The 24,143-nt window shown below is 47.2% G+C and carries 4 protein-coding genes; all 4 read left to right on the top strand.

Annotated elements, in window-relative coordinates; genetic code table 11:
- Positions 1-72 precede the first annotated feature (72 nt).
- The 4 genes from LROSL1_RS01765 to LROSL1_RS01780 all read left to right on the top strand — a co-directional run bounded on the left by LROSL1_RS01765 (position 73) and on the right by LROSL1_RS01780 (position 24,066).
- Entirely contained in the window at positions 73-951 is an 879-nt protein-coding gene (locus tag LROSL1_RS01765) for a LysR family transcriptional regulator (RefSeq protein WP_178913534.1), read from the top strand.
- Positions 952-1,491: 540 nt separating this feature from the next.
- Positions 1,492-11,511, top strand: a complete 10,020-nt coding sequence (locus tag LROSL1_RS01770; RefSeq protein ID WP_178913535.1) for a KxYKxGKxW signal peptide domain-containing protein — start codon at positions 1,492-1,494, stop codon at positions 11,509-11,511.
- A gap of 195 nt (positions 11,512-11,706) precedes the next feature.
- Positions 11,707-13,677, top strand: a complete 1,971-nt coding sequence (locus LROSL1_RS01775) for a hypothetical protein (RefSeq protein WP_178913536.1) — start codon at positions 11,707-11,709, stop codon at positions 13,675-13,677.
- Between the two features lie 582 nt (positions 13,678-14,259).
- Positions 14,260-24,066 (top strand): KxYKxGKxW signal peptide domain-containing protein, encoded by a 9,807-nt coding sequence (locus tag LROSL1_RS01780; protein ID WP_178913537.1) that lies wholly within the window; start codon positions 14,260-14,262, stop codon positions 24,064-24,066.
- Positions 24,067-24,143 lie beyond the last annotated feature (77 nt).

A 24,143-nucleotide genomic window follows, 5' to 3' on the forward strand; every position in this document is an offset into this window, starting at 1 on the left:
ATACAACCCTGTTATAATCATAGTCAAACAGTTAGTTTGATATAAAAGATAACAATATGGAGATTATTAAAAATGAATACACGTGATTTGGAATACTTTATGGCTGTGGCGGAGCGTCAAAACTTTTCCGCCGCCGCAACTCAGTTTCACGTTAGTCAGCCAACCATCACGTTAGCGATTAAACGGTTGGAAACAGAGTTCGGTGATACCTTGATTCAACGGGACCGGACCCACGCACAGGCACATTTGACCCCGGCAGGAGAAATTTTACAACGGCGGGCCACTTTGATTTTGCAAAATTTGAAATTATCACAACAGGAGATTATTCAGACCAAAGCGACGACCATTCGGTTTGGCTTGCCACCAATTATTGGAACGGTCTACTTTCCCAAATTAGCGGGTAAACTGATGGCAGACGGCATTCTCACACATATCCGCACACGGGAGGCTGGTTCTGACCAGTTGCTAAAAGAATTGAAGAATGGCGATATCGACATCGCATTGTTGGGTTCAATCCAGCCGCTACCAAACGACCTATTGCACACGCAGTTACTGGCGGAGCGGCCCTTTCACGTCATCGTCAGCAAGCAGCACCCTCTGGCTCAACGTGACCGGGTAAGCTTTCACGAACTCGCCAAGGAACGGTTCGTCACGTTAACGGATAATTTTATTCATCCGGCGGCGCTGACTGCTTATTCAAAAACGGCCGGTTTCACGCCAAACGTCATTTATAAGTCGCCAGACATTAACTTGATCAAGGGATTAGTGGCTGAAAACCTTGGCGTCAGCATCATGGTTAGTGATGCCATTAAGTCGGGGGATGAGGTTGCCTCGCTGACGATTGCGGATGCCCTGACTGAACGTTTTAATATTTCACTCGCTTACCGGCAAGGTTTTGTGCCAAATGAGATGCAACAGCAATTTATTGATGATTTAAAGCGCTTAAGATGACCAATATAAACGTTTAGTATCTATTCTGTTCATGTTAGGAAAAGGATATCAATAACAATCGTCCATAAACGTGTTTGATTTTGTCAAGAAAAGGTACAGCTACTAGAAACTTTACTAGAAAAAAGGCGGGTGTAAGTTAACTAAAATGGTTAGCAACTGTAAATGTTATTCACTTATCATTTTATAATCTTAAACTTGAAACTACTTGGTGCACAACTGATTTCGAAACTGGTCTAAAAACGCGTCCTGTCAATCTTAATGGTAGGTGATCAAATTTTCGATTTGGTCGTTTGCAATTTGTGTACAAACAATATTTAAGCGTGCTAAACTGCTTTTGGAATCAGGTTAGAGGTGGTAATTGTTTAGTAACTAGACATTAGTTCAAGTTAAAGATGGACTTGAACAATGGTTAGTTTGTTAACTTACTTTGGTGCAATTTCGTGAGCAATCGTCGATGTACATATAGCGAGACGACGATTTAGCCAGCGATGAATATTAAATCAATTACAATTTGGATTCACTTTCAAGGGGGTATTGATTATGTCTCGCAGGAATAAAGAAATCGCAGATACGATAACAAGTGAGAAAGAGCATTACAAGATGTATAAGTCTGGCAAGCAATGGCTGTTCGCCGGAATTACAGTATTTACGTTCGGCGGCTTCCTCGTTAATAGCGAAAAGAACGTTGAAGCAGCAACAGATCCTAATGGCGGCGGGGCGCCGAATGATCCACAATCGGACGCTACGAAGCAAACCAACACGCCACTGGAGTTTACGTCGACAGTAACGCAAAACCAGGCGACTGCTAGTGCCGTACAACAGCCTGTTGGTTCGGCAACAATGCCGGTTAGTCAGGCGAATAGTGTCGCCCAGAAGTCCACGTCTACAGCATCGACGGATCAAACGACTATTGAGCAGAACACTAAGACCCAACAGCAACCACTACAAATCAACGCAACATCTGCGGCTAGCCAAGCACCAGTTAGCACGACAAGTGTCCAAACTAAGTCAGTAGCTACGCCTCAGGCCAGTCAGGCGCCGCAATTAAGTGCCACGCCAATGGCTGCCTCCACTGCACCAATGGGGAGTCAGTCACCTACATCGGCTGCTAGTGGGACGCAAAACGGCGTCACTAGTGATAGCTCATCAGCAACAGCCACACCTACTAGCCAGGCACCAACGGTTATGGTATTGCCAAATGACGCGACGAGTCAGCAGGTTGCTGATGCAAAGACGGCTGCCCTCAAGGCGTTTGCAGAAACTGGCACGCCGCAGGAAATCACTCAGATGGATGCTACTAGCACTGCCGCTACAACGCCGACTTCTGGCGTCACCTCTGATGCCACAGCTGCTCCTACATCTGGTGCAACTATGGGTGTCACTTCTAACGGCACTTCCGGCGCCGCTACAACCGCTGCCTCTGACGCAACTTCCAATAGTGCATGGACGAACTATTCTGAGGTGCTCGCAAAGGTCAAGGACGTTGTGCGGTCAAAGTTTACCAGTGCATCATATGCAGCGCTCAATACTGCTTTAACCAATGCAGCCAGTTTGACTGACACTTCTTCGCCAATTGCGTTGAAGCAGGCACAAGAACAGGTTCAAAGCGCCTTAAATGGATTAGTTATTATGCCTGGATCCGATGCTGTCGGTGATACTAATGCACTGATTGCAGCTGATCAAACGCATTATCCGGTTAGTGATGCATCGCAATACACCACTACGACATGGCAAGCTTATCAAGACGCTTTATCAGCAGCGCAAAATGCTGCTTCGGACAACGCCACGACTGCCAATACCTTGGCTGTATTGAGCAAAAAACTTAACGATGCCACAGCCAACCTTGAATTAAACAAAGCTGATGTTTTGTTTGGTAAGTTAACAAGCTCACTCGGCAGTGCGGCAACAGCCATCGATAATGCCGGAACGTTTACGATTGCTTCGATTCAGAATTTGAAGAAGGCCCAAGCAGTTGCCCAAAAGTTGACAGCAACTAGTTCAGCTCAAGACATTCAAGATGCTTTAACAGCCTTAAACGCCGCTCAATCAGCGCTGATTCCAGCCGGTTCATTGAAAAACTTGCAGGATCAATTGAACACTGCCAAATCCACGTACATGAACTTCCAGTCTTCTGACGCAACGGCTACAAACTACGCCTACAATGCCTATACCAAGGCCAGCTGGGATTCATTTACGAGTGCTTATGTATACGCACGGGCCGTTATGAATAACAATGCTGCCACTCAGGATCAGCTAAGCAATGCGATTTTTAATTTGAAACAAGCAACCCAACAATTAGTTAGTGAAAAAGCTGCTCAAGATGAGCTGAACACCACGATTACCGGTGCGCAACAGCTACTGGCTGAAAATAATGGTGGCGCTTACAGTACAGATAGTACCTATAACTTGAATGTAGCGGTTCAAGCAGCACAGGCATTACTTGATTCAACGGGCGCACCATTGAAGACTACCACGACTGACGAATTGGTTAACGCAACGACTGTAATTCAAAATGCTGTTAACCAGTTATCAACGGTTGCCAACACTGATTGGGCTGACCTAAACAAGATGATTAGTGATTCCAAGCTGCTTAATCCTGCTAATTTTGATGGCAAGACATATGGCAATTTGGTTGATGCGCGTTCGAATGCCGTTGCTGATTTGTATGATGAACCATCGTCTGCCTCGGTTAGAACGGACACGTCGAATTTACAGACGGCTATTTGGGGTACCATTGCGAATGATAGTGCCGCGGCTTCAGCACGTGCCGCACTTGGGCAGATTATTACTAATGAAGGAACGGTCGATCCATCCCTGTACACAAATGAAACATACGGAATTTATAAATCAATTTTGGATAACGCATTGAACTTGATGAACACCGGCAGTTTGGACACCAAAAAGTTACAACAAGCAGTTAGCGATTTGCCTTTCTACTTTAACAACCTGCTAAAAACGGTAGATGCTGATCAAACAGCTGCAGTTGTTAATATTCAAAAAACTTCAGGAACGATGACACTTGGCATCGGTTCATGGGATACGGTAAGTACAACGAACACTGGTCATGATATTAGTTTTGGTGCAGCCGGATCTTTTAACAAAACTAATGATGGCAATGGGACAATGATCACTAAAATCACGTTGCCGGCAAGTTTGACACCATTCTTCAAAACATCAAATTGGCAAGATTATACGCAGCTGGCTTACAACATTGAAGTCAGCAATGGTCTTATACCGACGGATACAGGGACTGGGTTAACTTTTGGCAATGTTGATCCAAGTAAGGCAATTTCATTAACCGACGCGTTGGCTAAGACACACGTAATTTCATCTACCGCTGGTTCCGTTTCCGACTTTAAATTATCACTGAGTTTCGACGCTCACGGACGACCTGTTTTAACTATTATTACCGGGAAGTCGGCCAAAACAGGGACTTATAATAACGACCAGTTCTGGTTTAGAATCGGGATTTCTAATTGGGCTAAAGATTCCCACCAGTGGCTTGCTAGAACCACTGGCGATCAAGCGTCAAACGAAGTCATTGTTGAGTCCCACATTAACGGGTTGCCAAGCATCTCACAAATCGGTAAATCTACTATTTTGGCTAATCACTACAGTAGTACGGTTCCAGATGAGGTAACGCCGCCGGACGCCGGTTTGAATTACTCCAGCGATGCTATTACCGCACCTGATCCAGCTGTTAAAAATCGCTCAGACGGTGGTATTGCCATGGTTGGGCTGACCTCAACTGATAGTGAGGCTCCGGAAAAGTTGGTTCAACAGGCGGTACCGCAGTTTAAGACAAGCAATGTTTCATCAGATATTGTCCAAGGAATCAACACCATCACCGGTAACGTGGCGGTTGATCACACGACGGATGACCTTGGCGATACCTATCAGGTTGTCTTTAATGACACGAAGAAAGTTACGATTACCAACTCTGATGGCACTAAGTCCACAGCTTACCAAGTAGTTGCCACAGCTGTCGGCAACATTGATAGCAATGGCAATTACACAGCTAGCTTTGGTCGTCACGATGGCACGACAATGAGTGGTGTCACTGTGCAAACGGGCGATATTGTGACGGCCTACATCCAACGGGTGAACACAATTAGTGGTGCTATTTCACAAGGTACGATGGGCTACGCAATTGCCAGTGTACCGTCTGCTCAGACTCCATTTGTTTACGTTGATTCTGACACTGTTAAGGTTGGCTCTTCCAAGATTACTGGGACGATTTCAAGCTTGGTAGCATCTTCAGTGACTGCCTCTGATGCAGTAAACAAGAAAGTTTCCCCAGACGACATGAATGTTTACACCGTTACGGTTACGGTTTACAACCCGGATGGCTCAGTAAATGCCTCTAATAACACCCAAGTTGAAAAGGATGGCTCATGGACGAGCACTGTTGGCACGCCGTTGACCGCCGGCAAGTATGTTCAAGCGACTGCACATGTGTTACAGGGTATTGTGTCCGGCACAAACGCAGTACAGCCGACAGGGGTTCAACTGACTGATTTAGATACCAATGTTTCTGATTCCATTTATGTATTAGCTAATAAAGATGTTTTAAACGCTGCCATTTCTGATGGCACCACCGTTCAAGGTAGCGTGGCTGATCCTGCATACGCCACTGCAACTAAGGATGACTGGGCTAACTTGAACAAACAGATGACAGCCGCGATAACCGTTAATAATGATAAGGCGGCTACCCAGGATGCCGTTAACGATGCCGTCAAGAATTTGGATGCGGCCATTACGCAAATCACTAAGTCGAAGAACGGACTGGAAGCAGCCATCAAGTCTGCTCCCGCGGCTACTGAGGCGCAAAAGTACACGCCGACAACATGGAGCAACATGCAGGCTGCATTGACAGCGGCGACATTGTTGGATGCTAAACCGGCTGATACCTTAACGGCAGCACAAATAACCGATGCCACTAATGCATTGCTTGATGCAATTAATGGTCTGCAGTTTATGAGTGCCTCTCAAACGACGGGGACGGCAGCTGGTGAGGCAACATCAAACGCAACAACTGCTAATTCAGATGCCGAAAATGCGACGGTCAATGCCAGCGCGGCTGCTCAAAATGCTGACCTTGCTACGTCAGCTGCTTCACAAGCCGCTGCGTTAGCTGCTCAAGGCTCTGATGGAACCACTGATTTGATTCAGGCGGCAATCAATTACACAACTGCCCAAGGGTTGGCTTCACAGGCCGCATTAAACGCTCAGCGGGCAACCGCCGAAGCTAACGCCGCCTCAGCAGCTGCTGCTCAAGCTACATCGGCCGGTGTTGCTGCGAACACGCCTGAAGCTAAGGCATTGGCCAACGATGCTGCTACGGCAGCGAAGAAAGCAGTTGATAACGCAGCAGCAGCCAAAGTTGCTGCAAATAGTGTTGCGAATGCTGTGGTTGCAGCGACCGCTGCTTATGACGCAGCTCGGGCAAACATTGCAACATCAACGGCTAACACAGCAATCAAAGATGCTCAGAAGCAAAATTCCGCGGCTAGTGATGCCATTACCCAAGGTGATAAAACCGCGGCTTTGGCAGCATTAACTACGGCAGATACAGATGTCGCCCAAGCTACCAAAGCATTAGGACAGGCTAGTGATGCCTTGAAAGTCGCCCAATCAGAGGCTGATGCAACAAGCACAGCTGCTGCATTGACAACGGCGACTGATAATGACAGGACCGCCGCCACGAATGCCGAGAATGTTTACCAGGCAGCTAGTGACGCTGCTACAGCTGCGCAGAAGAATCTGGCGGCTATTCAAACCGCTGTTCAGGCTACACGCAAGGCTGCCGAAGCAATGACGGACACTGGGACGAAAGCTGATCCGGCTACCAGTGATGCGACAACTAAGGCGACCACGGCTGCATCAAACGCCACCAGTGACGCAACGACAGCAGACAGTAACGCGGTTGATGCCAATAATACGGCAATAGCTGCTAATAGTGATGCTGCGGATGTTGCAACCTTGACTAAAGCTGGTTCTGATGCCACAGACGCGTTGATTAGTGACGCTGTTAATGTTGCCAGTGCAGCCAACTTGGCTTCACAAGCAACAAGCAATGCTGCAAAAGCAACCAGTGAAGCAACAGTAGCTAGTGCCGCAGCCAGCGATGCAGCCGTTGCGGCTACTAAGGCCGGTACAGATGCCGCTAAGTCGCTGGCAACGTCAGTCAGTGAAGCTGCTGCTGCAGCAATGCAGAAGGCTACGGATGCTACTAAGGCTGCACAGACAGCGACAAACGCTGCTAAGGCGGCTCAAGCAACTTATGATGCAGCTAAAGCCAATGTTGCCACGGCTGCGGCCAGTGCAGCGGCTAGTGATGCCGCGGCGCAATTGAAGACTGCAAATGCAGAGATTACTAAGGGCAATCAAGATGCCGCCAGTGACGCTTTATCAGCCGCTAGCGTGGATAACACCAAGGCAACCGCCCAGTACAATGCCGCTAGTGCCGCTTCAAGCACAGCAACCGCTGAGGCAAAGGCGTTAACAGACGCAGTCAGTGGTGCTGATGCTACGGATGCAGACAAAACGAACGCAGCGGCTGCCGCACAAGCAGCTAAAGATGCTGACGCTAACTTGCAAGCAGCTAAAGCTAATGTTGATAAGGCTGCGACTGATTACACGACTGCGCACACCAGTTACACTAATATGACACCTGGTGCAGGCACTGTTGAAAATAGTGACGGCAGTGAGACAACTACTGTAAAGAACGCTGATGGCTCAACGACAACCACAACGAAAGATAAAAATGGCAAAGTTATTGACATCTTGACGACCAAACCGGATGGTTCGACTGATGATGTTAAGCCTGGATCTGACGGTGCTTCTACAGAAACAACGAAGAATCCGGCCGGTAATGTCACACAAACGGTCGTTACGAATAGCGATGGTTCAAAAGTAACTACAACGCCTAACGACGATGGATCTGTGACCACCGTTACCAAAGACAAGAGCGGTGCAACAACGTCCACTCAGACTAAAGATCCGTTTGGCAACACCACGACGACTACGCCAACCAGCGATGGCGGCAGTCAGACCGTTAAGAAGACAGCAGCCGGGAAAACGATTGAAACGAGCACTACTAATCCGACGACTCATGACACCACAACGGTTACGTCAACGAGTGATGGTGGTCAGAAGACGGTGGTTACCGATCCAAACGGCAAAGTGATCAGCACCACAATTACAGATGCGAGTGGCAAACCAGTTTCGACTAGCACTGTTGATCCGACGACTGGCGACACGACCACCACGACGCCAACGAGCGATGGTGGTCAGAAGACAGTTGTCACTGATCCAAACGGCAAAGTAATCAGTACCACAATTACGGATGCGAGTGGCAAACAGGTTTCAAAGAGCACAGTTGATCCAACGACTGGCAACACCACGACTACCACTCCAACAACGAATGGCGGTACTCATACAGTGGTTACCGATCCAAATGGTAAGGTGATCTCTGATGTTACCAAGGATTCAACTGGCAAGACGACTAATGAAATCATGACGGATCCAACAACCGGTGATACCAGCACGACGACGCCAACTAGCGACGGTGGCACTCACACAGTCGTAACGGATGCCAGTGGTAAGACGATTTCTGAAACGACCAAGGACTCAACTGGCAATCTGATTTCGTCCACGACCACGGATCCCAAGACTGGCAATACGGCTACCACAACGCCAACGAGTGACGGTGGCGAGCAAACAGTCGTCAAAGATCCAAGTGGCAAGACTGTTTCGACGACGACCACGAATCCAACAACTGGTGATACCACAACTGTTATGCCAACGAGTGATGGTGGGGCTAAGACAGTTGTCACTGATCCAAATGGCAGCACAATTTCGACGACCATTACCGATAAGGATGGCAAACAAATTGACAAGACGACGACTGATCCGACAACAGGTGATGTTACCCACGAAACGACCGGCTCTGACGGTCAGCACATTACGCAAACAACTGGCTCTGATGGTCAGATCATCAGTCACCAGGTCACGGACCCAACGAATCCTAAGCAAAAGGTAACGACCACAACGACTTCTGATGGTGGCACAGTCACCGAAATGACGGATGCTGATGGTAACGTAATCAAACGGGTTACACGTGATCCAAATGGCAATGTCGTTAAGACGGAAACCATGGATCCGAAGACCAGTGACACCACAACCGTTACGCCAACGAGTGACGGTGGTAGTAAGACGGTTGTCACAGACGGCACCGGCAAGGTCATCAGCACGACTATCACGGATGCTAACGGAAAAGTGATTTCTGATAGCAAAACGGATCCGGTTACTGGCAATACAACCACGACGACGCCGAATAAGGATAATCCTGGCAACACAGATATCACCACGCCAACATCGGATGGTGGCAAACAGATTGTCACGAAGGATCCACAAGGTAACGTGATTAAGACGGTTACTGAGGATCCAAGTGGCAAGCCAATTAAGACGGTGGTAACCGATCCAAAGACTGGCAACACCATCACGACCACACCGACATCAGATGGCGGTCAAGAAATTGTGACGAAGGATCCACAGGGCAACGTCATCAAAGATGTGATCGAAGATCCAAGTGGCAAGCCAATCAAGACTACGACGACGGATCCAAAGACTGGTGAAACGACAGTTACCACGCCAACAAGTGACGGTGGCACGACGAGTCAAACTACTGGTTCTGATGGTAAGCCGATTTCCAATACGACGACGGAACCAACATCAGATGGCGGTTCAACATCTACCACCACTGATCCAACGGGTAAGCCAGTTTCGTCGACGGTTACGGATCCTTATGGTGACACAACGATGACGACGCCAAATAGTGATGGAACGACAACCGTGGTCAAGAAGGATCCAGCAGGCAATTTGATTTCGTCCACGACGACTGATCCTACGACTGGTAAACAGACGATCATCACACCGACAACAGACGGTAAAGGCACTGTTCAAACAACGAAGGGACCAAACGGAAACGTTACCGAAGAGCTAACAACGAACCCAGATGGCAGCACGTCTGACAAGCAATTTAACCCTGACGGTAGTTACACCATTGTCGACCGTGATCCAAGTAAGAATGTCACAGGCGCAACGTTTGGCGCGACCGATGGTTCCAAGACAATGTTTGCTAAGAATCCTGATGGGACAACAACAGTAACGGCTACCGATAAAAATGGCAAAGTCACTGATACCAAGACGATTCCTGCGAAAGGCGGGGATGCCACAGTCGGTAACACACCTGTTAGCGTTGGCTCGGACGGAACGATGGTGGACCATGCTACAAAGCCAAACGGTGTGACGACCCGGGTAAATCCTGACGGCACAATCGCACTGTTCAGAAGCATGGTTGATCCCGTATCAACGTTTGTCACCAAGGATGATTTCTACGACAACACGCAGCCAAAAACTACGGTGCAGAAGAATCCTGACGGCAGTACGGTTAGCGTGACGACGGATCCAACAACGAAGGCTGTCACTGATGCAACCCTCAAGGGTAGTGATGGATCAACGGTTACCTTGAAGAGAAATGCCGATGGGACGACAACCGCGACGACTACTGATAAGGACGGCAAAGTTACCGGAAGCGCCACGATTCCGTCAATAGGTGGCAGCGCAACAGTTGGTACCACGCCGATTACGGTTGATTCTGACGGTACCATGATAGTCGCAGGACCAACTCAAGGTAGTACTGGTACGAAGATCAATCCGGATGGCACGGTTTCATTATTTAGAGAACTCGTTGATGCTGTTGGCGTCGAGGTTGGCAAGAAAGACTACTACGATAACACCACGCCAACAAGTAGTAGTGCGTCCGACAGCGACAACGGTAATTCGACCGGTTCAACCATTGTGGGCTCCAACGCAACTCCTGGCAATTCAGCAGGCGCTGGTTCAACTAGTTCAACAAACAATACTGGTTCTGGTTCGAACAATACTGGTGTTCCTGGATCAACTGGCACTGGTTCTAACAGCACTGGTTCAACGTCGACAACCGGCGGCTCTAGCGCACCAACTAGCACTGTCGGTTCAACGGCCAATGCAATCTCAAATGCTGTGACCGAGGCCCGTCCTTCGAACAATTCAGCAACAAGTGAAGCTAGTTCCAACGCACCTCAGCCGAATGTGGCCAGTGTGGAACCAAGTGTAACGGTGGGCGCTCACCAAGGGACTAACATGGGCACACCCGCTGCACCATCACCGACCGTCGTTCCAACAATTGGTGGTTTGTCAACGAACACAACGGTTAGCGGAAACAGCAATGCCGAGGCCCAACCGCTTGCGAACACAATAGTTGGATCGCCGATGACGTCAACAGTCCGTTTGAACAGCGGATCGACGTCAACTGTTACGACTGGTATGAAGGGTGAAACGCCGGCAACGAAAGTAGCTACAGATGGTATTTTGCCCGATACTGGTGAAGACACGGACACTGCAGGAGTCATGGGATTACTTGGTGTGGCAGGTTTAACGGCCGGATCAGCAATGTACATGGCTAAGCGGCGCAAGCACGAAGCATTAGAACATGCGACTGACAAACGTCATTAGAACAGTCGGCCCGAATGAATTAGATGATGGGAAGCACAAATGTTTCCCGTCACCTATTGAGGGGATTTTCTGTTGAAAGTCCCTTGAATAGATGACGCAATACTCATCGAGGATTAACTAAGAGTAAGTTAAATAACAGCTTTTTAACAAAACAACGAGATGGACTTTTAAAAGATAGACTGGGGGTAGGGTTTCATGAAGTTGTTTGGTGGGAAAAGACAAACTACGGCGTCAGCACATCGTCATGTATCGCCTTCTAAAACGAAGGTTTCCAATTCAGCGGCAAGCCAACAGTCTGTTGCGGCAACAAAGACGGTGATCCACACAACGGCCCAGCTCCGCGATGGTCAAGATGACAAACAGGATGTTGTGACCGATGAAATTAACCACGACGATGCACAATCATTGGAAGTTGCGATTGAAGAACGGCAACAACTTGAACAACAAGTGGATCAGCTGAATGAACAATATGGGACTGCGCGTGGTCACTTGCGCTCCAAGCTGTTGACTGAAAAGGACTTGTTACGGTCACAATCCCGTCGTGTTAATCGTTTATATGAAGTTGCCAGCGAACAGCGCAAGGATCATTTTGAGATGTTTGGGAAATTACAGGCAAAACGAACGGTCTTGTTGGCACAAATCAAGCAAAATGATGCACATCGTCAGGAACTGCAGCAGTCTTGTGAGAAGCATGATCGGACATTGCGGATGCTACAGGCTCAGCTTGCCACGGTTAAAAAAGAACGGCAGTCATTGAGTGACCAAGAACACGCATTGATTGGTGCGATTAACACGCAGTCAAACTTGACGGACATGATGTCTGTCATTAATGACAAACGGCAACAGATTACTGCAATTAATGCACAAGACCATGATCTCAAGCTGACTTTGAGTGGTTTAAACACGAGTGCTGCTCAGGAGCAAGCCACAATTGATAAACTTCACCATCAGATTCAATTAGCAGCGCAGCAGGCCGCTGACAATCAACAGATTATTGATCTGAAACATCAGGTTGAAGTGTTGACGACCCAGTTGTCAGATAAACACAAGCAACTGTCTAAGGACGATGAAAAACTTGGCGAACTACGCTCACAAAAGAATGTTTTGAGTCAGAGTTTTGATGAGCTGGCAGACCGAATGAAGTTTTACTTCAACTCTACTAAGGTTATTGATACGTATAACTTTGATCCCAAACGTCATTATGTTCTGTATTCTAATACGTTGTTACCACTAGGCCAGCTTAATGGCGAATTCAGTTTGCAACGCATCGACCAGCTCTTCGATAATACGCGTACAAAATATGATATCCTGACGACTGATTTCAACCGTGAGTTAGGTTCAATTTGGGCCACTTATCAAAGTCAGGGAATTTTGCGACATGCACACGATTTGATAAATCCATACTTAGCTATGCAACATGATGGTCACCATCAGGCACATCAAACGGACGTTGTCTTGCCACTGGATCAAGCGCAAGAGTGGCAGGTGGAGGAAGGAACACGCGAACAGCCGGAAAAAATCAAGTCTAAAACCGGTTCTCAAGTGGTCACACTGCAGTATCGTACCGATCGGTCATTATCGAGTGTTATGTATTATCAAGATAAGCAACTTTATAAGATGGCAATTTATGACGCACAAAATGTTTTGTTGGCTACTCAGTACGCCGATCCGCACGACGCAACTAAAGCTGCTTCGGAAATTTACTACCGACCCGACCACAGTGTTGCGTTGGAAAAGGTCTACTTCCCAGATCATGTGGTGGTTCAGTCCACAGAGGATGCCAAAATTGTCGAACACGCCTTTGATACTGAAGCGTCCTTCTACGAATGGTGGCTGATCTCACACGCTTTGACACGGAGTCAAGATTCTTTGATCATCGGCACTGAAGCACCATTCTTTAAACAATTGCTGAATGACTGCGCTCGTAAATTTGAATTGGTACCACTGATCAGTTCCACTGCCGATGTATCACTTATAGAAGCAATCATCGCAGATGACTCACCAATCAATAATGTGTTGGTCAGTAACGAGCAGGTTCACCAATCGTTGCTCAAACGCCTGAATCGTGACATGCACATTCAGGTTGTCGATCCAACAGGCATGGTAGCGCCAGAGCCGAAGGAAAAGAAGGTTAAGACACGGATTTATATTCCTAAAGTAGGATAGTTTGAATGATGCCAATAGTGGTTTTTAAAAGGAGTACTCATTGTGAGTGCTCCTTTTTGTCGGATTATTTATTTAGTACTGAAAGTTTGATATTGTCCATATTTTAATCGAATGGTTAGTGTGTTTATTTGAAAGTGATCCAATAATAGTTAAAAAATTAAGACACTTTAGCAAATAATCTAGTCAGGGTACTAAACCGATTTTAAAATAAGTTAATTAAGTGACTTAAATTCGTAATTACATGGTGCACAACTGATTTAGATAGCACACAATATTATTGGTATACCAATTGTACATACGTGTTTATTAATATAGTGTTTTCGGCATAAATTATAGTTGTACAAGTAGACCATTTGCGTGCTACACTCTGTTTGAAATCAATCAAGGGGATGAATGTTAATGAAAAAAAGGCGGGTCACGTATAGTCAATAGTACATGGGGTAAACAAGCAATGGGATATAACGTTAATAAACATAGTTAATAAAAATCTATATATTATTTGAACCCAATTACAGATTGATTTTATCCATATTTATTTTTTAGTTACTTTATCAGTGTTTAATTTCAGGGGGGTTGTTGAAAATGTCACGTAAGAATGAAGAGATTGCAGACACAATAACAAGTACGAAAGAACACTATAAAATGTATAAGGCGGGCAAGCAGTGGTTGTTTGCCGGCATTACTGTTTTTACGTTCGGCGGACTCTTAGCCGGTGGTGAACAAGTCGCAAAGGCCGATGCAACCAGCAGTAATGGTAGCGCTGCTGCTGATCCACAAGCAGATGCAACTAAGCAAACGAATGCACCGTTGGAATTTTCAACGAGTGTTACACAAACAAATACCACAGCAAGTGCTGCAGCAACTTCTGTTGCACCTGCTTCTGCGGCTGCAAGTCAGTCTTCCGTAAAGACCGGCACAGCTTCTGCGCAAACGACGAATTCACAAGCGTCAACTGCACCTAGCTCTGTAGCAAGCAAAACACAGACCGCACAAACATCAACTGCACCGACATCTGTGACGAGTCAAGCAAGTGAAGCACAAACATCGACTGCAGCTACCTCGACAACTAGTCAGGTGAAGGATGTTCAGACATCCACGTCACCTGCCTCCGTAACAAGTGCTACGAATGATGTTCAAGGATCAACGGCGCCTGCCTCTGTGACAAGTGTTGCAAAGGATGCTCAAACGTCAACTGCACCAGCGTCAGTAACAAGTCAGGTAAAGACTGATCAGACAAGTCAATCCAAGGATGCAAGGACATCGACAACTGCCACATCGATAACAAGTCAGACTGAACAGTCGTCGGTAGCACCTGCATCTACAGCAACAAATACATCAACAGCAGCATCACAAACATCAGCGGCTTCTACAGCGCCGACTAAACAGGTGACCGCTTTACCAGACAATGCGACTAGTCAACAGGTTGCCGATGCTAAGTCAGCAGCCTTAGCGGCATTTGCTGAAACTGGCACTCCACAAGAAATTACGCAAAAGGATGCAACAGTTACCAGTGCTGCTACTAGCTCGGCAGCTACTTCTGCAGCAACAACCAGTGCGGCTGCTAACCAAGCGTGGACTGATTACAGCAAGGTATTAGCTGCTGCGAACGCCGTTGTTCCGGGTAATTACACTAGTGCTACTTATGCAGGATTACGTACTGCAATTGCTAATACGAGCATGCTGACATCATCTTCTGCCAAAGTTGCACTGAAAGCAGCAGAAGAACAATTACAATCTGCTATTGATAACTTGGTGACCAATTTAGGCGGTAAAGGTTATGACACAATTACAAGCGTTATTGCCGACGACCAAAGTAAATATCCAGTTACCGATTCAGCGGCATACACTACGGAATCTTGGCAAGGATATTTACATGCACTGTCAGCAGCACAGTCTGCGGCAGCGGATAAGTTTACGACTGGGAGTACCTTCTCGGTTTTGAATAAACAATTACTCGACGCGACAGCTAATTTGGAAGCTAATAAATCTACTGTGTTATTTACACAACTAAGTAGTCAAATTGAAATTGCGAATGAGGCCATTAACGAGCCCGGTTCATACACAATTGAATCTTTGCAAAATTTAAAGGTAGCAGAATCTGCAGCTGCGCAATTAACGAATAAGTCATCTGCACAAGATATTCAATCCAGTTTGACAAATTTGAAGGCAGCACAGGTGTCACTAATTCCATCAGGGTCTTTATCACAGTTGCAAGTAGCGTTGAATACTACTGGTCTTACTTATGGGACATATCAGACATCCAGTGCTACAAATGATAACTATGCATACGCACAATACACACAGTCTAGCTGGGATACATTTGCGAGCGCATATGTATACGCTAAGGCTGTTATGAACAATGGTGCGGCAACACCGGACCAGATTAGTACAGCAATGTACAATTTGCATCAAAGTTATGCTGAACTTGTCGGTAAGCAGACGGTGAGTGCGGTATTGAGTGATGCCATTGCAGGTGGAAATCAAATTCTTCAAAAGAGTGAAAGTGTAACAAAGGATTCGAACGGAAACAGTGTCACCAACATTACCTATACAGAAGCATACAGCCCAGAAACTACTAACAACTTAATTGCCGCAATTGCGACTGCCAGCACTTACTTAAACAGTAGTAATGCTGTTAAAAATAGTGCTACCCCAGATCAACTTATTGCAGCCACAAAAGTTATTCAGGATGCAATTAGCGGGCTTATGACTACAGCAGATACAGCCCGTGATGATTTGAATAATTTGATCAATGTAGCAGCTAATATGAATAACGGCGATTATGTTTCACAGGGATATGGAAACGTCACTAGTGCGGCTGAAAGTGGTAAACAAGCTTTAAATGATGACTCAACTGCAACTGATTTACAAAGTGTTGCAGCCAATTTACGAAACGCAATTTGGGCAGCTCAACCAAGCGATGCAACTAACTCTGCGGCAAAGGCCAATCTGAGTGCGGCCACTAGCACTGCAATTGCACTCAATGCAACATCAGAAGAGTATTCAGTTGACACATATCAAAACTTTGTCGCTGCACTGGCAGTGGCAAAAAAGCTTCTCGATTCTGCTAGTTTAGATGCAGTCGCAATGCAAAAGGCAGCAACTAATCTGACATTCTATCAAGGCAATCTGGCTCACACAATTCCAAAGTCGAATGTGGGTGCTGACACAATTACAAGTGGCGGCACCACCCTGCCTAAAGCTGGAGGACTTGGCCTTCAAGGCGGCTGGGATACAGTTGGCCTAACCAATGATAATAAAGTTAGTTTTGGTGGTGCTGCAGTGTTTGGACTTGGTGCAAACTATAATCCTAGTGTGACATCGACAATAACATTACCGATTTCATTGACGCCATTTTTCAAGACGGCAGATTGGCAAAAGTATGTTGACGTTGGCTATTCACTTCAGACGTACCTCCTAGCTGTAAAAGTGGCAGATATCGGAACGGGTGTTGATATATGGGGAGATGTATCGGCAGATAAAGTGATAGGTTTGTTACCATACACTGATTCTAAAGGTGCACAACAAGCTGGTGCACTTGCAAGTGGTGACTTCAAAATTCAATTAAGCTTTGATGCCACTGGTCGTCCAGTTTTAACAATTATTACAAAAGAGTTGAACGGAATTTTAGGCGGTTCTAACAAAGTTCAAGTTCAATATTACTTCCAGGTTGATGTTCCGAAATGGGCTACGGAGACCAAACAATACCTACCAAGATTTACAGGTGATCAGTCTCTTAACGATGTCACATTTTCATCATTCATTGCCGGTGCATTGGCAAGTTCAGTTAGCGGTTCGTCTACAAAATTGCGTAATGTATTCAACACGGATACAAATGGCGCCTTAACACCTGGTAGTGATCAACCGGACTATACAGGATCGGCAGCTGGCGGAATTGCCAAACTAATTGTTCCGGGTAGTGATGGACAGACATCGACCATATTGGTTCAACAAGCGGTTCCACAGTTTACAATTAATGATCTAACATCTGAAATTGTTCAAGGAACTAACACAATTACCGGCAAGGTTTCCATTGATCATTCAACGGACATGCCTGGTGATATTTATCAAGTAGTCTTTACTGATCAAACTACTGGAGCGCAAACTACTGCGACAATCAATACCGATGGCACTTTTGTTGCTAGTTTCGGAAATCGAATCGGTACAACAGTTACAGGAACAACAGTAAACACAGGAGACCTTGTCACGGGTCAATTGCAACGTGTGAATATGACAACTGGTATTGTTTCCAAGGGGACGATTGGCTATGCGATGGCTAGTGTCCCAATGGCACAGACGCCATTTGTTTATGTTAATTCAAGTGATATCAAGGTTGGTTCAAGCACTATTTCTGGTACAATTTCAAGCTTAATTAAGGCCACAACGACGTCGTCTGAGGCTGCGACATCCACCACAATGAACAAACCATCGGCTAATGATTTAAACGTTTACACCGTTAGTGTTACCGTTTATAACCCAGATGGCTCGGTTAACGCGCAAACGACAACTCAGGTTGCTAAAGACGGTACTTGGACAACTCAAGTTGGGACGCCTTTAACAGCTGGGAAGTATGTTGAAGCAACAGCGCACGTTTCAGTTGGAATTGTTTCAGGAAACAACGCAGTGCAACCGACTGGGGTGCAGCTGACTAATTTGAATACGAACGTTTCCGACCCAATCTATGTTGAAGCCAATAAAGACGCATTGAATACTGCAATCGCAACTGCAGACACAGTTTCACAACAGCAAGGGACCTATCCCAACACCACTGATGTTCAGTGGTCAACGCTTGCAGGTGCACTGAGTGATGCGAAAACAGTAACTGCCGATAAGACAGCGACACAGACAACGGTTAATGAGACACTCAAAAAGTTGGATGCTGCGATGACAGCAATCACGCTGTCTAAGTCAGGACTTGAAGCTGCTATTACCGCAGCTCCACTAGCAAGCAATGCTTCAAAGTACACGCCAACCAGTTGGAGTAATCTACAAACGGCTTTGGATCAAGCACACGCAGTGGATCAGAACTCGGCAGCCACAGCTGATCAAATTACTAGCGCAACAAATGCATTGTTAGATGCAACAAGTGCTCTTCAGTTTGTCACCGCTGCGACTACGACAAACAATGCTGCTAGTGATGCAACTTCAATGGCTGCTAATGCCAACAGCGATGCAACGCTCGCCACTAGTGGCGCAACGGCTTCTAAGGACGCTGCCGGTGCAGCTAGTCTGGCAGCATCTGCGGCCAATGATTTGGCCGCCAAAGGCTCTGATGCAAGTGACAATTTGTTAACCGCTGCGGTTAAAGCAACGCAAGCCCAAGAATTAGCTGCTCAGGCAGCTGCCAATGCAACGCGGGCTGCTAATGAAGCGAAAGCTGCTTCACTATCTGCTAGCGCGGCTCAGTCCGCAGCGACGGCCGCTAACACAACAGAATCTAAGGCAATTGCACAAACGGCGACATCCGCAGCTCAAGAAGCAACACGGAATGCTGCCGCTGCTCAAACTGCTGCTGCTGAAGCAGCTAATGCCGCACAAGCAGTTCAAGCAAGTTACCTAGCAGCTAAGGCAAACGCAGCAACTGCTGCTGTTAGTGCAGCGGCTTCAACGGCTAGTGCACAGACATCTGCAGCTACTTCCGCAATTGCGGCTGGCAATCAAAGTGCTGCCAGTGCAGCATTAAGCGCAGCTAGTGCAGCTTTATCTGACGCTAAGACAAAAGCATCAGCCGCTGACACGGCTACCAAGGCCGCTGCCAGTGCTGCCAGCGATGTTCAGTCTGCTGCAAACGTAGCTGGCGCACCAGCCAACGCACAATCAAATGCTGCCGCTGCCAGTGATGCTGCTGCTAAAGCGGCAGCCAACTTGAAAGCTGCAAACGATAGCGTCACCGCGGCCTCAACGAGTTACGATACTGCTAATACAGCTTACACAACGATGAAGCCAAGTACTGGTGGTACGACTGGTACGGATGCTAACGGTAACAAAGTAACGACAACATTAAACAGTGATGGCTCGACAACGGCTGTCACTACTGATAAAGACGGGAAGACCATTTCTACAGTTAAGACTAATGCTGATGGCAGTTCAAGCACAACGACGCCAAATTCCGATGGCTCAAGTACCACCGTTAATAAGGACAAGGCTGGTAAAGTCGTAACATCAGCAACAACGACGCCAAATAGTGACGGTTCCAGCACAACAGTTGTGACGGATGCAGCTGGTAAGACGGTATCGACAACAACGACTGGATCTGATGGTAGCACGACGACAGTCATTCCAAACAGTGATGGTTCAAAGACTACTACGCAACGTGATCCTCAGGGTAAGTTAGTATCCGAGACCAAGAAGAATGCTGACGGCACAAGTGTCACAACAACGCCAAATTCAGACGGGTCATCTACTAGCGTAAACAAGGATGCTTCTGGAAAAGTAATTTCGACTACGACAACTGATCCGTTTGGTAACACAGCAACAACGACGCCAATGAGTGATGGTAGCAGTCAGACGGTCTTTAAGGATCCATCTGGTAAGACATTGTCGACCGTTACAAAGGATGCCAACGGCAAGGTTACATCCACTGTAGTTCCGACGAGTGATGGTGGAACGGTTACAACGACGCCAACGAGTGATGGTGGTAGCGTTGTGGTCACCAAGAATGCAAATGGCGACACGCTGTCAACTGTTACAAAGGATGCTAACGGCAACGTTGTTTCTAAAGCAACAACTGATCCGAATGGTAATAAAGTCACAGCAACGACTGGCTCAGATGGTTCAACAACGACAACCACTGTGGATCCATCTGGTAAGACGATCTCAACAACGATCAAGGATCCAGCCGGTAATACTACGACGACAACTATTGGTTCAGATGGCAGCACAACAATTACGGCCAAGAATCCTCAAGGTACTGTTGTTTCAACAACAGAAAAGAGACCTGATGGCAGTTCAACAGTCACTACGCCTGCTAGCGATGGTAGCACAACGGTTGTTACTAAAGACGCCACCGGCAAGGCAACTGCAACAACGGTTACTGGCAAGGACGGTAGTTCGACGACTACCACACCAAACAGTGATGGCACCGACACTGTAGTGAAGAAAGACGCTAGTGGTAAGGTCATTTCTACCACAACGACCGGCGGTAATAGCGGCAACACAGGGTCGACCACAACTGGTTCAGATGGTAGCACAACTACAACATTGCCTAATGGTGACACAACCACGACTGTTAAGAACTCCGATGGCTCTACTACAGCAACTACTAAGGATCCATCCGGAAAGGTTGTTTCCACGACACAAACGAGTTCCGATGGTAGCAAGGTTGTCACTGAAACGGGTTCAGATGGAACTGTGACGACCACGAACATTGATCCAAGTGGTAAGACGACTAGCACGTCAGTTAAGAAACCAACTGGTGAGACGACTACTACAACGGTTGGTAGTGATGGTTCAACAGTAGCTGTCACGACTGATCCAAGTGGTAAGACAATTTCGACAGTTGACAAGGATGCTAACGGAAATGTTACGTCTAAAGTAACGACCAATCCGACAACTGGAGAAGTGACAACGGTAACGCCAACCTCAGATGGCGGCACAAAGACACAAACTACGGATTCAAAGGGCAACGTTATCTCAACTGTCACTAAAGATCCGTTTGGCAACACCAGCACGACGACACCTAATTCGGATGGCACCAGCACAACGGTTAACAAAGATCCGAATGGCAAGGTAATCTCGACTGTTGATACCACGACCTCGGGTGCAACTGAGACGACAACGCCAACAGCCAATGGTGGCAGCCAGACAGTCACTAAAGATCCAAATGGTAACGTTACTTCGACAAACGTCAAGAACTCTGATGGATCAACCGTTGAAACTACACCAACCTCAGATGGTGGTTCGCAAACGGTTACTAAGGACCCAACTGGTAAGGTAACATCCACGACCACAACGGATCCGAAGGGTAACACATCTACGACCACGCCAACCTCAGATGGCGGCACGAAGACGGTTGAGAAGGATCCAAACGGTAATACTACGTCAACCACAATCAAGGATCCAGCGGGGAATGTCTCAGTTACTACACCAACCTCAGATGGTGGCACGAAGACAGTTACGACTGATCCAACTGGTCATGAGACATCTACAACGACCAAAGATCCGTATGGAAACACCTCAACAACGACACCAACTTCAGATGGCGGTACACAGACGGTTACCAAAGATCCAAATGGCAACACCACTTCAACGACTGTTAAGGATCCAAGCGGTAATACAGCAACAACCACGCCAACCTCAGATGGTGGTACTGAAACCGTTAATAAGGATCCTCAGGGTAATACGACATCTACCGTTCAAACGGGCTCGGATGGTTCATCCACTACTACGACGCCAAACAGTGATGGTACGAGTCAAGTTGTTACCAAGGATCCAAGCGGTAAAGTAACTAATACCGAAACGACAGGAACGCCCGCCACAGATAGTCAGACGACTCAGAATAGTGATGGTACCAGCACAACGGTTACTAAGGATCCGAAGACCGGGGCAGTCACCACGACGACTAAGGGCGTCAATGGTAACATCACCGATGTTGCAACGAAGAACAGTGATGGTACTTCCACGGACAAGCATTTCAACAACGATGGGAGTTACACAATTGTTGATAAGGACGCGGACGGCAATGTCACTGGTGCAACAGTTGCTGATCGCAATGGTGGTAAGGTTGCGCTCGTTAAGAATAGTGACGGCACAATAACAGCAACGACAACCGATCCAACGGGGAAAGTTACTGGAACTGCCACAATTCCTGCTAAGGGTGGAACAGTTACGGTCGGTGGCAAGACTGCAACAATTGGTAGCGATGGTACTATGACCGTCGGCGGTCCAGCTGCTGACAGTATTAATACAAATGTTGATCCGAAAGGCACGGTTACATTATCACGGGCACTAGTTGATGCCACTGGCGTTTCCGTAGATCCTAAGAATTACTACGATCACACTTCTGCTGCAGGCAGTGACAGCGCTGGTTCGACGGGTACAACAGGATCAGACGGTAGCACTGGCTCGACTGGAACTACTGGATCAACAGGTACAACAGGATCAGACGGTAGCACTGGTTCAACAGGGACAACAGGATCAGATGGTAGCACTGGTTCAACAGGAACTACCCCTGAACCAACGGTTACGCACAATTCAGATGGTTCGACAACGACGACAACTACTGATGCTTCGGGCAAAGTGATTGATGTCGTTACCAAGAAACCGGATGGTAGTTCAACAGAAGTGAAGACAACACCAGCTGGGACGGTAACAATCAATCGCGATCCAGAAAACAAGGTAACTGGCTCAACAATCAGCAATCCAAGTGGCACAAACGTTACGTTTGCTAAGAATTCTGATGGCACCACGACCGCTACGGCCACTGATGCCGCAGGGAAAGTAGTTGGTACACAGGTATTTCCAGCTGCTGGTGGAACTGCAACTTTAAATGGTCAAGCTGTCACAGTTGATCCAGATGGCAGTGTTACTGTTGCAGGTCCTAACAAGGGCGATATTGCCACGACTGTTGACCCAACTGGCCAAGTTAAGCTATTCAGGTCCTTGGTAGATGCACGGGAAACAACCGTAGATCCAAAGGACTACTACGACAACACGACTTCCGCCGGTTCAGGATCAACTGGTACGACTAATGGGTCTGATGGCTCGAATGGCACTAACGGCACAGCAGGAACTAACGGTACAGACGGCTCAGCAGGCGTCAACGGAACTAATGGCACCAATGGAACGGCTGGTACAGACGGTTCAAACGGCGCTAACGGAACCAATGGCACCAATGGCACAAATGGTGTAGCCGGTACGAATGGTACTGCAGGTGCTAATGGCACTAATGGCACTAACGGCACTGTAGGTGCCAATGGCACAAATGGCGTAGCCGGTACAAATGGTACTGCAGGTGCTAATGGCATCAGTGGAACCAACGGCACATCGGGCGTCAATGGTGTTCAAGCTAACGGGTCCAGCGCTGCTCAACAACCTGCCGGGACGAAGACGGCTGCGCCGGTTGCTGAAAAAGCTGGCGTGGTCACAGCCCACTCAGCTGTTGCACAACCACTAGGCAACGCAACGGTTCAAACGGCCTCTGACGCTAAGACGACAACACTTGCAACACCTTCTGCCAAGCAGGATGTTCAAACAACTGCTAAGAAGGACGCCAACGTTACTGAAAACAAGGCAACTGCTGCCGCTAACACATTACCGGATACCAATGAATCATCGGCTGGTGTTATGGGATTACTTGGTGTAGCAACGTTAGCTGCTGGTTCAGCAATGTTGCTTGGCAAACGTCGCAAGCACGAAGTTGATAATTCGGACACAAATGAACAAAAGTAGTAAGTAAACATGTATTTAAGATGACGGAAAGCAATTTGGCTTCCCGCCATCTATTGAGGAGACTTTCTGACAAAGCC

The sequence above is a fragment of the Furfurilactobacillus rossiae genome (assembly GCF_013394005.1).
GTDB lineage: Bacteria > Bacillota > Bacilli > Lactobacillales > Lactobacillaceae > Furfurilactobacillus > Furfurilactobacillus rossiae.

Coding starts and splice junctions, on each gene's coding strand:
- LROSL1_RS01765 (WP_178913534.1), top strand. CDS start 73: ATGAATACACGTGATTTGGAATACTTTATGGCTGTGGCGGAGCGTCAA.
- LROSL1_RS01780 (WP_178913537.1), top strand. CDS start 14,260: ATGTCACGTAAGAATGAAGAGATTGCAGACACAATAACAAGTACGAAA.
- LROSL1_RS01770 (WP_178913535.1), top strand. CDS start 1,492: ATGTCTCGCAGGAATAAAGAAATCGCAGATACGATAACAAGTGAGAAA.
- LROSL1_RS01775 (WP_178913536.1), top strand. CDS start 11,707: ATGAAGTTGTTTGGTGGGAAAAGACAAACTACGGCGTCAGCACATCGT.